This window comes from Gelidibacter maritimus, assembly GCF_014062315.1.
Lineage (GTDB): Bacteria > Bacteroidota > Bacteroidia > Flavobacteriales > Flavobacteriaceae > Gelidibacter > Gelidibacter maritimus.
Genome location: NZ_JACGLT010000003.1, coordinates 311,077 through 325,029, shown reverse-complemented (window position 1 = coordinate 325,029; position 13,953 = coordinate 311,077). Strand labels below are relative to the sequence as shown.

Genomic DNA, 13,953 nt, shown 5'->3' with positions numbered 1-13,953 from the left:
CCTTAATCTAATGCTATTTGATTATGCACCAATTTATGATCAATCAAAGAACAAATAAGGTAAGATGATTACCCAGTTCTAAACCTCTTACAACAATTAATAAGACAGTTAATCAAATACAGAATTTCACCACGATAAAGTAATTTTAACGTCTTGAATTAAAGTATATTTGCAGGTGTTTTTTGAACCCCATTTGTCTGACGCTATTGAAAACCTTCGTAACAATTTTTATCATTTTATTTTGTCACTTGATTGTTGAGGCACAAGTCACTCCAACCAAGAAAGATTCTTTATATCAAAAGATAGAGGATTATTCAGAGAAAACGAAAGTCACCAAAACGCTTCATAAACTTCTTTTTAGATCCACTACAAAGCGTCCTGTAAAATCTGAACACAACCGACCGAAACAGGATCTCGCACCATTTGAAGGGAAAATCATCCGGAATATTACCATTGAAAGCCATGATCCTTTTGGGTTTTCGTTTACGGACAGTACCCAAACAGCCAATAGTTGGATTGAAAAAACCGGTAATTTCATACATATCAAAACCAAAGAATTTGCCATCAGAAACACCTTACTCATTAAGGAAAATACGCCTTTAGATACACTTTTGTTAAGTGAGTCCGAGCGGCTCATCAGGTCTCAGAGTTATATACGAAGACTTGAAGTTACCGCCAAAAATGCAGGCACGTCTAACGACTCTGTTGATCTTCATGTTGAAGTTTTGGATGCATGGAGCTTAATTCCTTCAGCCAGCATTTCAACCTCAAAAACCAGGATCAGACTAAAGAATCGGAATTTTTTAGGGTTTGGACATGAGTTTAACAACAATGTTACCAAGCGTATGGACAACGGGAATTACGGTTACGAAATGAACTATACTGTACCCAATATTAACAACACGTTTATCGAAACAACATTGGCTTACACTATTGACTTAGAAGGACAGTATAGTAAAATCTTAGATATTAAACGCCCTTTTTACTCCCCCTTGGCACGTTGGGCTGGTGGCATATATCTTGATGAAAAATTCCGAATGGACGAATTGGATAATGGCCAAGGTGAACCTAATTTACAGCATTTTAGATATCTGACTCAAGATTTTTGGGGTGGGCATGCATTCAGAATTTTTGCAGGTAATTCAGAAAAAGAACGTACCACTAACCTCATTAGCAGTTTGAGGTTTTTACATGTAGGATATCGTGAACGACCTTCTGCCACTTATGACAGTATTGGGTATTTTGCCAACGAATCGTTTTATTTAGGGAGTTTGGGTCTTGCCTCACGACAGTTCGTAAAAGACGATTATATCTTCAGAGATGGCACCATTGAGGATGTTCCTGTGGGTACGGTTTATGCTATTACGGGAGGCTATCAAAGGAAGAATCAAAAGAACCGCATGTATTTTGGTGCCAAAGCATCGCACGGAAATTATTTCAAGTGGGGTCATTTAAGCACCAGTTTTGAATTTGGCAGTTTTGTAGATCATGGCCATCTTGAACAAACGACTATTTCGTTACAGGCCAAGTACTTTACAAATCTGATCTCTTTAGGCAACCATTGGAAGATGCGCCAGTTTGTAAAACCACAAATTCTCATTGGGACGAACCGATTGCCCTCTGAAGGCGATCGGATTACAATTGATCAAGAAAATAAATTTAGAGGCGTTTATGACAATAATTTTGATCTAAAACAAGGTGCTGGCATTCCTGGTTTTGACAGTGATAGAATGGGAACCAAGAAATACGTCCTTTCCCTACAGACCCAGTTTTATTCACCTTGGGAGCTGTGGGGCTTTCGATTGAATCCGTATATTAATTTGAGTGCCGCTGCTCTGGGCAATGAAGATGAATCTGTCATAAAAAGTAAATTATACGCTTCGTTTAGTGCAGGTGTTATTATCAGAAATGATTATTTGGTATTCAATTCTTTTCAATTATCATTTTCTTTTTATCCGCAGATTCCTGGTCAAGGCAACAATATTTTTAAAACGAATGCCTACGAAACCGAAGACTTTGGCTTTCAGGATTTCGACTTGGGTAAGCCGACACCTGTATGGTATAATTAAGGGATTAGGCTTGAGGTGATGAGCTTGGGGGACTTGCCCGAACGCACCCTTTAGGTACGGGCAGGTTAAAGATTAGGAAAAACAAGTTTGACGTCAATTTTAAATTTGACGACAAAAGATCAAGGTTTCTCCTTTTGTAGGAATTCAATATTCCGTTTCAAACCTTCAAACTTGGTTCGTTTTACAGGGGATTTTTTAAAGAGGTCCTTAAACACATCTTCAGTAATCTCTTCCCAATCTTTTTTGGTCATAGACAATAATTCTGGGTGCGGATTGAATAAAGGTTCACTATGTGCTTTTGAAAAGCGATTCCAAGGACACACATCTTGGCAAATATCGCAACCAAACATCCAATCGTCAAATTGACCTTTAAATTCGGTGGGGATTTTATCTTTCAACTCTATGGTGAAATAGGAGATGCATTTACTGCCATCAACCACATAAGGTTCCGTAATGGCTTGTGTTGGGCAGGCATCGATGCATTTTGTGCAGGTGCCACAATGATCGGTTGTGGGTGCGTCATATTCCAACTCCAAATCGATGATCAATTCCCCCACGAAATAAAACGAACCCGTTTGTTGGGTCAACAACAAGGTGTGTTTGCCAACCCATCCCAATCCTGATTTGGCCGCCCAAGCTTTATCCAAAACTGGTGCAGAATCCGTAAAGGCACGACCACTGACTTCGCCGATTTCTTTAGTGATGAAATTTAAAAGTTCCTTTAACTTATCCTTGATCACAAAATGATAATCGGTGCCGTAAGCATATTTCGACACCTTAAAGGTGTTTTCAATTTGAGTTTCGTCTGGGTAATAATTTAGCAAAAGAGAAATGACGGATTTAGAACCTTCAACAAGCTTAGTCGGATCCAAGCGTTTGTCAAAATGGTTTTCCATGTAGTGCATTTCACCATTCATATTATTCTTCAGATATTTTTCGAGTCGGGGTGCCTCTTCTTCAAGAAATTGGGCTCTGCTGATGCCACAGGAAAGGAAGCCCAGACGTTTGGCTTCAGATTTTATGAGTTGGCTGTATTTGGCTTTATTGTTCATCACTTCGTTCTACTTTCAAATCTTAAAAAAGCATTCTTAGGTTTTAAAGTAATTAAAGGCGTGATCTCTATGGCATCAAATTCGGCAGTAATTTTATAGTTTTTTACCAATTCAGTGACGGCAATAATCATTTCAAACATAGCAAAATTATTCCCGATACATTTTCTTGGGCCTGCGCCAAACGGAAAGTATTGCGATGAAAATTTTCGTCCGCCATCTGCAAAACGTTCTGGTAAAAACTCGTTGGCTCTTTCCCACAATTTCGGATGACGGTGAATTTCATAAATAGAAAACAACAAGTTCGAACCTTTTTTGAAGATCATATTGTTAAATTCATCGTCTTCAATATTTACACGATCAATAAAATAGACTGGCGGATATAAGCGCATTCCTTCTTCAATGACTTGCCGGCAGACATTAGACGTGGTCACCAAATGCATCAAATCCTCTGAGTTTTTTGTGATTTGGAGGTTCTCTTGATAAATTTTCTCTTGCCATTCTGGATGTTTCGCCAAAAGCTGAAAGATAAAAGTTAGGGCGTTGGAGGTTGTTTCATGTCCCGCGATAAAAAGAATCAGGATTTCATCTATCAGCTGTTCTTCTTCCATAAAACTGCCGTCGTCATATTGTGCTTCCATTAGCATGTCCAATAAGTCGCCATGCTTAATATGCGATTCCCGTCGCGTCTTGACACTATTTTTAAGAATTAGTCGGGCCTCACGAGTCAGTTCCAAATGTTTTTCGATGGTGCCGCTTGCTTTGAACCACCAGCCTAAGTAAGGTTGCCTCAGTTCTCTGACCAGCATTTTCTGTGCAGCTTCCGTTATAAATTGTAATCGGCTGATAGCTTCTGCATCTGCAGCATTACTGAATAAAGATTTAACAACAGTTTGGAAGGCGAGGTCATTAAAGAGAGGAAAAACATCAAGTTTTTTATCCACTTCAATGTGTCTATATTCCAGTAAAATGGCCTCTCGTATTTTATCCAACAGAGTAGCCAGTTGCTTTTTATGAAACGCAGGCTGAATAAGCTGGCGTTGCTTTTTCCATAATTCTCCTTCAGAAGTCAGCAATCCTTTCCCCACATATTTGACCAAATCTTCCGTCTGGATTTTGGATTTGGTATAATTGCGCTGATTCTTTTTCAGAACATATTCGGCAAAGGCGGCATCACGCGAAAAAACAATGTCCGTAGAGAGACCTATCTTAAGTTTGAACGTATCGCCCTTGGCGGTGAAGTTTGCATGATGAAAATTCAACGGATTTTTAAGAATCTCCAATGAATGCTTTATAAAACTTAATAAAGGAACAGATGGGATTTCTTTAGGTGTAGCCATTGCTTTGGGTTCATTTTTGGCAGGTGTGAAGCTCTCAAGTTCGCTAATTTTTTTTGGAATATTACTGAAGCCTTTCAGTTTAGGAGCTTAAGAGAATAATCCGCCTTGGATATTGTTCTTAATTTTCCCGAGATGTTTATATGCCAATTCTGTCACCTCTCTTCCTCGTGGGGTCCGCATGATAAAGCCTTGCTGGATTAGGAACGGTTCGTAAACTTCCTCAATGGTCTCAGCACTTTCACTAACGGCAGTAGCCAAGGTTGTAATACCTACTGGTCCGCCCTTAAATTTATCAATAATGGTCATCAAAATCTTGTTGTCCATTTCATCAAGCCCGTGCGCATCCACATTCAAAGCTTTAAGTGCAAATTTGGCAATAGCGATATCAATACTACCATTCCCTTTTATTTGAGCAAAATCACGGACACGACGTAACAAAGCGTTCGATATTCTCGGCGTTCCTCTACTTCTGCCAGCTATCTCGACGGCTGCTTCCATAGAAATCGGCACGTTTAGTATAGACGCACTACGCTGGGTAATGGTAGTCAATAATTCAGTGTTGTAATATTGTAATCGGCTTTGAATTCCGAATCGTGCCCGCATTGGCGAAGTCAAAAGTCCGCTACGTGTTGTAGCACCAATTAGCGTAAAGGGATTCAGGTTAATTTGAACCGTTCTTGCATTTGGCCCCGACTCAATCATGATATCTATTTTGTAATCTTCCATAGCGGAATACAAATATTCCTCAACAATTGGACTGAGACGATGGATTTCGTCAATAAACAATACATCACGTTCATCGAGGTTGGTCAAAAGACCTGCAAGATCACCTGGTTTGTCCAAAACAGGTCCTGAGGTTACTTTAATGCCAACGCCCAATTCGCTCGCTAAAATGTGTGCTAAAGTGGTTTTCCCGAGACCTGGAGGCCCATGAAACAAGGTATGATCCAAAGCTTCCTCCCTCTGGTTGGCAGCTTCTACGAATATCTTTAAATTATCCAACACCTGCTCCTGACCTGTAAAATCATCAAAGGATAAGGGTCTTAATTTCTTTTCAACATCAAATTCTTCTGGTGAAAAGTTGTCGTTGGATGGGTTTAGGTTATCGTTCATACTCATTCCTGCGAAGGCAGTCCCGACACTACGGGATCATTTTAAGTTAATATTATTATCGCTCGGCTCGTATCCAATTGATAGAAAACAAAGATAACGAATAAGGAAGATTATTAAAGAAGGATTTTGAATGTATTACATGGTTAAATAAAAAATCCTCTCGTTTGGAAAGGATTTTATTCAAATAATTTACTTAGACAAAATTATGCATCAGGATATCAAGGTTCTGAAATCGTGGTTCTTTTACAATCGCCAGGAACATCATTTCTTACACAAGGCGTACAATAATCTCCATTTGGAATACATCCACCTCCATCAGCACAACGTTTAGTTTCGCATACAGTTCGTCCTGTTATATATTGATCATTATCATTTTTTATTAAAGCTATTGTAGAAACGATATCATCTTCTGAATAAAAACGCAAATAATGAAAATCATCAATAGTAATAATCTCAAAAGATTTTGGTTTTAATTCTTCATTATGTAGCATGGAAAACATAATAAATGTTTCCATTACTTTTTGTTTTGAAACTCCTAATTCTACAACGCCATTATTATCATAACCAATAGCAGTATTAGTTAATTCATCAAAATTATACGCTGATCGTGCATTAACAGTAAAATTTTCTTCAGCTCTTTCCGTTGCAATAGCGTTGGGATCTTCAGATTTTAAAGTTTCATTTCCACAAGAAAAAAACAATAAAAACGATAAGAATAAAGTCAAATGTTTTTTCATATTTCTCTAATTTTCAGGTTATTACGTTAAATTCAAACATACAAAATAAAACATTGAAAACCAAAAACAAGTTAGGATAATACTTATGATGAATTTTTAAAATGATGCAATCATCAATAAAAAGCCCTTCATATTCAGAAAGGCTTTTGATATAATCTATTCCCGCGCGTGCTGTCTGCCGATAGGTAAACGGGAATCTCTTATTCAAAAACAATAATATAAAGCGAAAAAAACCGAAAAAGACCTTCAGAATGATAGGATCATTCCGACAAATTCCCGCGAAAGCGGGAATCTCATGTACAAAAAGACCAAATTAATAGATAGAATAACACGAACGAAAAAGACCTCCAGAAAGATAGTGCAATCCGGGGGTCTGTGAATATTTATGATGAGATTCCTGCCTACGCAGGAATGGATTCTGAGATTAGCTACGCTGAACCTAAAGGTTTCCTGCCTTCGCAGGAATTGGTGATTAATGCTGCAACTCCTCTTCACCTTCCTTTAAAGGAACGTTCTGCGGTACAAAGTCATCATCATGTCCTGGTTTGCTATAGTCATAAGACCAACGGTATACATGAGGAATTTCTCCTGGCCAGTTGCCGTGTATATGTTTTACAGGCGTAGTCCATTCCAATGTCGTCGATCTCCAAGGATTCATGGTTGCTTTTTTACCATAGAAAATACTAACGAAGAAGTTATATAAATAAACGAGCTGAATTGCTCCACCAATTAATGCAAATACGGTAATTACAATATTCACATCCGTCATATCATCAAATAATGGGAATGCTGAGTTGGTATAATAGCGTCTTGGTAATCCAGCCATTCCGATAAAATGCATCGGGAAGAATACGCCATAAGCAGAGATGGCCGTAATCCAGAAGTGGATATATCCCAAATTCTTATTCATCATTCTACCAAACATTTTTGGATACCAATGGTAAATTCCTGCAAACATTCCGTAGATAGCCGAGATTCCCATGACCAAGTGGAAGTGGGCAATAACAAAATAGGTATCATGTACGTTAATGTCCAAGGCACTGTCTCCAACAATAATTCCTGTTAAACCTCCCGTGATAAATGTAGATACAAAACCAATGGCAAATAACATGGCAGGGTTCATCTGAATATTCCCTCTCCAAATGGTGGTGATCCAGTTAAAAGCCTTTACCGCAGAGGGTATGGCAATCAGTAAAGTTGTAAAAGTAAACACAGACCCCAAGAATGGATTCATTCCTGAAACGAACATGTGGTGACCCCAAACAATAGTGGATAAAAATGCGATCGCCAAAATGGACGCCACCATCGCACGATATCCAAAAATTGGTTTTCGGGAGTTGGTTGCCATAATCTCTGACACAAGTCCCATGGCGGGTAAAATCACAATATAAACTTCAGGGTGCCCCAAGAACCAGAATAAATGTTCAAAAAGTACAGGTGATCCGCCTTGATAATGTAAAACTTCACCCTGTATAAAAATATCTGATAGGAAGAAAGAGGTACCAAAACTTCTGTCCATGATTAGCAATAAGGCTGCAGACAATAAAACTGGGAAGGATACCACCCCAATAATTGCAGTCACAAAAAATGCCCAAACGGTTAATGGCAACCTTGTCATTGACATTCCTTTTGTACGCATATTAATAACGGTTACAATATAGTTCAATGAACCTAATAAAGATTGCGCAATAAATAATGCCATAGATATCAACCAGAGGGTCATCCCCCAACCTGATCCTGGCTGAGCCATAGGTAGGGCACTTAAAGGAGGATATATGGTCCATCCTGCAGCAGCGGGACCAGCTTCAAGAAACAAGGACCCCATCATGATAACACACGACACAAAGAATATCCAATACGATAACATATTGATAAATCCTGAGGCCATGTCTCGGGCGCCAATTTGGTACGGAATTAATAGGTTACTAAAAGTTCCACTCAAACCAGCCGTTAAAACGAAAAACACCATGATTGTACCGTGAATGGTGACCAATGCTAAATAGATATCGGCATCCATCACACCACCTGGTGCCCATTTGCCCAATAAAGCTTCAAAAAGAATATTTGGCTCTTCAGGCCATGCAATCTGAATACGGAACATTAGTGACATCATTACACCAACGATTCCCATAATGGTTCCCGTAATCAAGTATTGCTTTGCGATCATTTTATGATCTTGGCTAAAGATATATTTGGTTACAAAGGTTTCTTTGTGATGATGTCCGTGACCGTCGTCATGTGCGTGAATATCTACTGCGTGTGTTGACATAATCTATATATACTTGTTAAAACGATTTATTATTAATTCAATGATTCTTTGAAAGTCTTTTGCTCAGCAATCCAAGCATCATACTCCTCTTGGGTTTCTACAATAATATTCATTTGCATATTATAGTGAGACTTCCCACAAATCTTGTTACAAAGTAGAAGGTAGTGGAACTCGTAAGGATCAAGTTCCTCTTCTCCTTTAGCCAATAGCTCCTTACTCTTCTCAGCTCTTATATTGTTGATATTTTCAACTTTGGCAATCATTTCTGGGGTTTCACGCATTTCCTTAGTGGTCAAGGTTGGTGTAAACGCAAATTTTGTGATCATGCCAGGCACGCAATTCATTTGTGCTCTAAAGTGTGGCATATATGCCGAGTGTAACACATCTTGCGAACGTATTTCAAAAAGAACCGGTTTACCAACAGGTAAGTGCAATTCTTTGACAATAATATCATCTGCCGCATTCGGATCGGCTTCATCAATACCCAAGACATTCGCCTTGTCAATATCAATCAACCTTACGTTGGCCAAGCCTAAAACATTATCCTGACCAGCATAACGAGCCGTCCATCCAAATTGTTGAGCGTAAAGCTCTACTACCATCGGATCAGCATCTTCATCAATATTCATAATGGAATTCCATGTAAAGAGACCATAGATGATCAAACCTGCCAAAACGATTACTGGTATAATGGTCCAAACGGCTTCTAATGTATTGTGGTCTGCAAAATATAAAGCTTTCTTGCCTTTTTCTCCGCGGTATTTATAGGCGAAATAATGCAGCAAAAACTGGGTGATGATTTGCACCGTAAAAATAACAATCATGGAAATCATCATCAAATTGTCAACTTCGGCCCCATGCTCTGAAGCGGCGTTAGACATTAATGGTAAATGGCCCCAATACACAAATGAAATAATGGTAATGATGTATATAAAGGCTAAAAACGCCAACATCAAATAACCATTGACCTTATTATCGTAATCAGTTGCTATTCCATTATTTGAGGTGTCCGTTTTAATTTGGGCCAAATCAAATATTTTGACCATTTGCCAAATGGCAACCGCTGCAAAAAGTACTATTATAATTATGAATAAAGCAGTCATTGTCGTTTCTCTTCTTTATAGGTTATTAATAATGGAAATTTTCACTTTCTTTAATAAATGGATTGCCTTTAGGTGTTAATGGCGCCTTGGACAAGGACGTAAAGACTACCAGCATGAACAAACCTCCAAGTAACAAAATAGATCCAATTTCCGGAATTCCAATATACCATCTATCTACCACGGTGGCCGGCATAATCATAACGAACAAATCGACATAATGGCCAACTAAAATTATAACACCGCCCATCATTACAAACCACGGCACACGTTTATAATCACTATGCATTAAAACTAAGAATGGGAACACAAAATTAAGCACTAACATTCCAAAGAACGGTAATTTATAATGTTCTATTCGTGCTGCAAAATACACCACCTCTTCTGGGATATTGGCATACCAGATAAGCATAAATTGTGAAAACCATAGGTAAGCCCAGAAAATACTAAATCCAAACATATATTTTGCCAAGTCATGGATATGACTATCATTTACCAATGGTAAAAGTCCTTTCCCTTTTAGATAGATGGTTAACATGGCAATAACAGTTACGCCAGCGACAATCATCCCTGAAAAAACATACCATCCAAATAGTGTACTGAACCAATGTGGATCAACACTCATAATCCAATCCCAAGACATAATAGACTCAGTGTAAATGAAAAACACTAAAAATCCGGCCGCAATTCTAAACGACTTTTTAAAGTTTCTCTTATCTCCTGGTTCCGCATTATCTTGAGCGATTGAGAATTTACGTGCAAAATATTGGTATAAACTCCAACCTGCTATAAAAATAATAGCTCTAATTAAAAATGCCGTAATATTTAAATATCCAGATTTGTTTTGGATCAACTTATCATCAGCAACCACTTCTGGGTTCATCCATATAAAAATTTCGTTGTGGTGTCCAATAAAATGAGAACCTACCGCAAGAAGTATCACAATAATAGCACCTGGTAATAAGTAAGCGGAAATGGCTTCCATTACTCTAAACAATACTGGAGACCAACCTGCTTGGGAAGCAACTTGAATTGCGTAAAAAGCAAGTACTCCAAGAGCAATTGTCATAAAAAATAAAGCGGACACATACAGCGCTGACCAAGGTCTTTTAGCCAATTGTTCCTGAACATGTGCGGCATGCTCATCATCGTGTGAGACATCAGCATGTTCAGTTCCCGTAGGTGCTGCACTTTCGGCATGTTCTGCAACGGAAATCTCAGTGTCTTCAGTATGGGCATGCTCCTCAACAAGCATTGTCTTAACCTCTTCCAAAGATTTTTGAGATGTCATAAAACCATAGGCCACCCCTAACACACCCAAAACGATTAGGATGATGGAAAATGTCTTTAATCTATTTGAAATTGTATACATATCTATATTGAATCTTTAACAGTCTGACTTCCTCCTAATTCTGATTTTAAGTGCATCACGTAATCTACAACTTGCCAACGCTCTTCTTCATTCAATTGGTTGGCATAAGATCCCATGACGTTTTTACCATAATGAATGGTGTGATAAACGCTTCCTTGAGTTAAAGCTCTTCCTTGATCATCAAAGGCAGGTACTCCCAAGATCTTTTCGCGTTGTACCAAAATTCCCTGGCCATCGCCCTTTTTACCGTGGCAAACCGCGCAGTAAATATCATATAATTGCCCTCCTTTAACCCCATCAATCTGAGTAGAATCCAAAGGTGATACTAAACTTGCCTTTGCTAAGTTATAGCCCTCGATACTACCATCAATATCAAAAGGAACGTGGCCTCTGGCTATGGCTCCTTCAGCAGGCAATTTTGCTTCCATGCCATCAGGTAAAAACTCAACTTCGCTGTAAGCTTCATAACCTATAGGCTCATACATGTCTGGAAAAAACTGATAATTAGGTTTCGATTTATTCTGACATGATGCAAAAAAAACCAAAACAACCATCAATATTGTTAATTTAAATAAGCTTTTCATGTGTATTAGTGTGCTTTATCAATTAAGGTAACTTCTACCGCTCCTGTATTTCTTAATATATCAAACTGTTCGTCAACATTGGTCCCGGCACTGATTTCTATTAAGAAATGGTCATCCGTTGTTCTTATATCTGGATTCTCTGCTTCTTTAAATGGCCATAATCTACTGCGTAGATAAAATGTAATTACCATTAAATGCGCTGCAAAAAATACGGTCAACTCAAACATGATTGGTACAAACGCCGGCATATTCTCGAGATAGGAAAAACTTGGCTTCCCTCCAATGTTCTGTGGCCAGTCTTCAATCATCATATAATTTATCATAACGATAGAAACTACTAACCCTACCAAACCGTATAGAAAAGACGTGATGGCAAGTCTTGTTGGTGCCAGCCCCATAACTTTATCCAATCCGTGTACCGGAAACGGCGTATATATTTCTTCAATATGATATCTCTCTGCCCTTACTTTCTTAACGGCAGCCATCAAGACATCATCATCTGTATAGATAGCGTGAATAACTTTTGAAGATCCTTCCATACTATTCTTTGTTATTAATTAATGTTTTAGCTTGTCCTGCCCAATCATCGCGCTCTGCTCTTCCTGGGAAGGCAGCGGTGATTTCATCCAACAAGTCATATTCTCTCTTGGTCATATTGCTTACTTGTAAGAACGAATAGATTCCAATACTGTTAAGGACATCTTCCATCTTAGGACCAATGCCGTTAATTTGCTGCAAATCATCTTTGGTTTGCGTAGTCGGATCAAATGTACCAACATTCTCCATCAACTTATTAATAGCTTCTGGGTCATGCGCCTTAACTGCAGGTCCTTCATCAACTATAGGTGTTCCTGCATGAGGATTCACATTATGGGTCCGTGGATCAGTACCGGTCCCTACTAAACTACCGCCAGATTCTCTGATACGTTTGTAGCGCTGACCAGAAGTTTTCAAAATTGCTTTTACCTCTGCCTGTGAAACCACAGGGAATGTACGGGCGTACAATAAGAATAATACAAAGAAGAAACCAATGGTACCAATAAATATTCCTATATCAACAAATGTTGGTTGGAACATGGTCCAAGCTGAAGGCATATAGTCTCTGTGCAATGAGGTTACAATAATTACAAATCGCTCAAACCACATCCCTACGTTTACCACAATCGAAATAAAGAAAGAGAACATAATACTTGTACGTAATTTTTTGAACCACATGAACTGTGGTGAAAACACGTTACAAGTCATCATTAGTAAGTATGCCCACCAATAAGGTCCCGTTGCTCTGTTTAAAAAGGCGTACTGTTCATATTCCACCCCAGAGTACCACGCAATGAATAACTCAGTAATATAAGCAACACCTACAATTGTACCCGTGATCATGATAACAATGTTCATCAATTCTATATGTTGAACCGTAATATAATCTTCCAAGCTCACCACTTTTCTCATAATGATCAGAAGTGTGTTTACCATGGCGAAACCAGAGAAAACTGCTCCTGCTACGAAATAGGGAGGGAAAATTGTGGTATGCCATCCTGGTACTATTGAGGTTGCAAAGTCAAAAGATACAATAGTATGTACAGAGAGTACAAGTGGTGTTGCCAATCCGGCCAGGACCAAGGATACCTCTTCAAAACGTTGCCAATCTTTTGCTCTTCCAGACCAACCAAATGCCAATAAGGAATAGATTTTCTTTTGGAAAGGCTTTACCGCTCTATCACGAATCATCGCAAAGTCAGGTAATAATCCAGTCCACCAGAATACTAAAGATACCGATAGATAGGTTGAAATTGCAAATACGTCCCATAGCAACGGTGAGTTAAAGTTAACCCACAACGACCCAAATTGGTTTGGAATTGGTAAAACCCAATAGCCTAACCACGGCCGTCCCATGTGTATCAATGGGAACAATCCTGCCTGGATCACCGCAAAGATAGTCATCGCTTCCGCGGAACGGTTAATTGCCATACGCCATTTTTGACGGAACAATAATAATACTGCAGAAATCAATGTACCTGCGTGACCGATACCAACCCACCAAACGAAGTTGGTAATGTCCCAGGCCCAACCGATGGTTTTATTTAGGCCCCAAACTCCAATCCCTGTGTTGATGGTATAGATAATACAGCCAATTCCCCATAGAAAGGCCGCAAGTGAGATAGAGAAAACTATCCACCAAGATTTATTGGCTTTCCCTTCAACAGGTTTAGCGATATCCACAGAAACATCGTGGTATGATTTTTCACCTAAAACTAAAGGTCTTCTAATAGGTGCTTCGTAATGAGACGCCATAATGCTTTTAGAATTATTTCTTAATTAA

At 38.8% G+C, this 13,953-nt stretch carries 11 protein-coding genes; 1 reads left to right on the top strand and 10 read right to left on the bottom strand.

The window, feature by feature from the left end:
• Positions 1-206: 206 nt before the first annotated feature.
• Positions 207-2,069, top strand: coding sequence for a hypothetical protein (locus H3Z82_RS05815; protein WP_235982379.1), 1,863 nt, complete (start codon positions 207-209; stop codon positions 2,067-2,069).
• A 119-nt stretch (positions 2,070-2,188) separates the two neighbouring features.
• On the opposite strand, the gene queG is transcribed toward H3Z82_RS05815, so the two are convergent.
• The 10 genes from queG to nrfD form a co-directional block, all read right to left on the bottom strand.
• Positions 2,189-3,121: a tRNA epoxyqueuosine(34) reductase QueG gene (gene queG, locus H3Z82_RS05810; protein ID WP_182203767.1), complete on the bottom strand. Its 933-nt coding sequence runs from the start codon at positions 3,119-3,121 to the stop codon at positions 2,189-2,191.
• On the bottom strand, positions 3,121-4,458 hold the full coding sequence (locus tag H3Z82_RS05805) for a cytochrome P450 (RefSeq protein WP_182203570.1): 1,338 nt from the start codon (positions 4,456-4,458) through the stop codon (positions 3,121-3,123). The genes queG and H3Z82_RS05805 overlap by 1 nt, the downstream gene beginning before the upstream one ends.
• A gap of 87 nt (positions 4,459-4,545) precedes the next feature.
• Complete coding sequence (gene ruvB / locus H3Z82_RS05800) at positions 4,546-5,571, bottom strand: Holliday junction branch migration DNA helicase RuvB (RefSeq protein WP_182203568.1); 1,026 nt, start codon at positions 5,569-5,571, stop codon at positions 4,546-4,548.
• A 218-nt stretch (positions 5,572-5,789) separates the two neighbouring features.
• Entirely contained in the window at positions 5,790-6,308 is a 519-nt protein-coding gene (locus tag H3Z82_RS05795) for a hypothetical protein (RefSeq protein WP_182203566.1), read from the bottom strand.
• Positions 6,309-6,780: 472 nt separating this feature from the next.
• Positions 6,781-8,577 carry a cytochrome c oxidase subunit I gene (locus H3Z82_RS05790; RefSeq protein ID WP_182203564.1) on the bottom strand — a complete coding sequence of 599 codons (1,797 nt, stop codon included), beginning with the start codon at positions 8,575-8,577 and terminating at the stop codon, positions 6,781-6,783.
• A 32-nt stretch (positions 8,578-8,609) separates the two neighbouring features.
• The gene (locus tag H3Z82_RS05785; protein ID WP_182203562.1) at positions 8,610-9,680 is read right to left on the bottom strand and encodes a cytochrome c oxidase subunit II; all 1,071 of its coding nucleotides are present in this window, start codon (positions 9,678-9,680) and stop codon (positions 8,610-8,612) included.
• Positions 9,681-9,705: 25 nt separating this feature from the next.
• Positions 9,706-11,049 (bottom strand): quinol:cytochrome C oxidoreductase, encoded by a 1,344-nt coding sequence (locus H3Z82_RS05780; protein ID WP_182203560.1) that lies wholly within the window; start codon positions 11,047-11,049, stop codon positions 9,706-9,708.
• A 2-nt stretch (positions 11,050-11,051) separates the two neighbouring features.
• Positions 11,052-11,633, bottom strand: a complete 582-nt coding sequence (locus H3Z82_RS05775) for a c-type cytochrome (RefSeq protein ID WP_182203557.1) — start codon at positions 11,631-11,633, stop codon at positions 11,052-11,054.
• Between the two features lie 5 nt (positions 11,634-11,638).
• Complete coding sequence (locus H3Z82_RS05770; protein ID WP_182203555.1) at positions 11,639-12,172, bottom strand: DUF3341 domain-containing protein; 534 nt, start codon at positions 12,170-12,172, stop codon at positions 11,639-11,641.
• 1 nt (position 12,173) lies between these two features.
• A complete protein-coding gene (gene nrfD / locus H3Z82_RS05765; protein ID WP_182203553.1) occupies positions 12,174-13,925 on the bottom strand; it encodes an NrfD/PsrC family molybdoenzyme membrane anchor subunit in 1,752 nt (583 codons plus the stop codon).
• Between the last annotated feature and the right edge of the window lie 28 nt (positions 13,926-13,953).

Coding starts and splice junctions, on each gene's coding strand:
- queG (WP_182203767.1), bottom strand. CDS start 3,121: ATGAACAATAAAGCCAAATACAGCCAACTCATAAAATCTGAAGCCAAA.
- H3Z82_RS05805 (WP_182203570.1), bottom strand. CDS start 4,458: ATGGCTACACCTAAAGAAATCCCATCTGTTCCTTTATTAAGTTTTATA.
- ruvB (WP_182203568.1), bottom strand. CDS start 5,571: ATGAACGATAACCTAAACCCATCCAACGACAACTTTTCACCAGAAGAA.
- H3Z82_RS05795 (WP_182203566.1), bottom strand. CDS start 6,308: ATGAAAAAACATTTGACTTTATTCTTATCGTTTTTATTGTTTTTTTCT.
- H3Z82_RS05790 (WP_182203564.1), bottom strand. CDS start 8,577: ATGTCAACACACGCAGTAGATATTCACGCACATGACGACGGTCACGGA.
- H3Z82_RS05785 (WP_182203562.1), bottom strand. CDS start 9,680: ATGACTGCTTTATTCATAATTATAATAGTACTTTTTGCAGCGGTTGCC.
- H3Z82_RS05780 (WP_182203560.1), bottom strand. CDS start 11,049: ATGTATACAATTTCAAATAGATTAAAGACATTTTCCATCATCCTAATC.
- H3Z82_RS05775 (WP_182203557.1), bottom strand. CDS start 11,633: ATGAAAAGCTTATTTAAATTAACAATATTGATGGTTGTTTTGGTTTTT.
- H3Z82_RS05770 (WP_182203555.1), bottom strand. CDS start 12,172: ATGGAAGGATCTTCAAAAGTTATTCACGCTATCTATACAGATGATGAT.
- nrfD (WP_182203553.1), bottom strand. CDS start 13,925: ATGGCGTCTCATTACGAAGCACCTATTAGAAGACCTTTAGTTTTAGGT.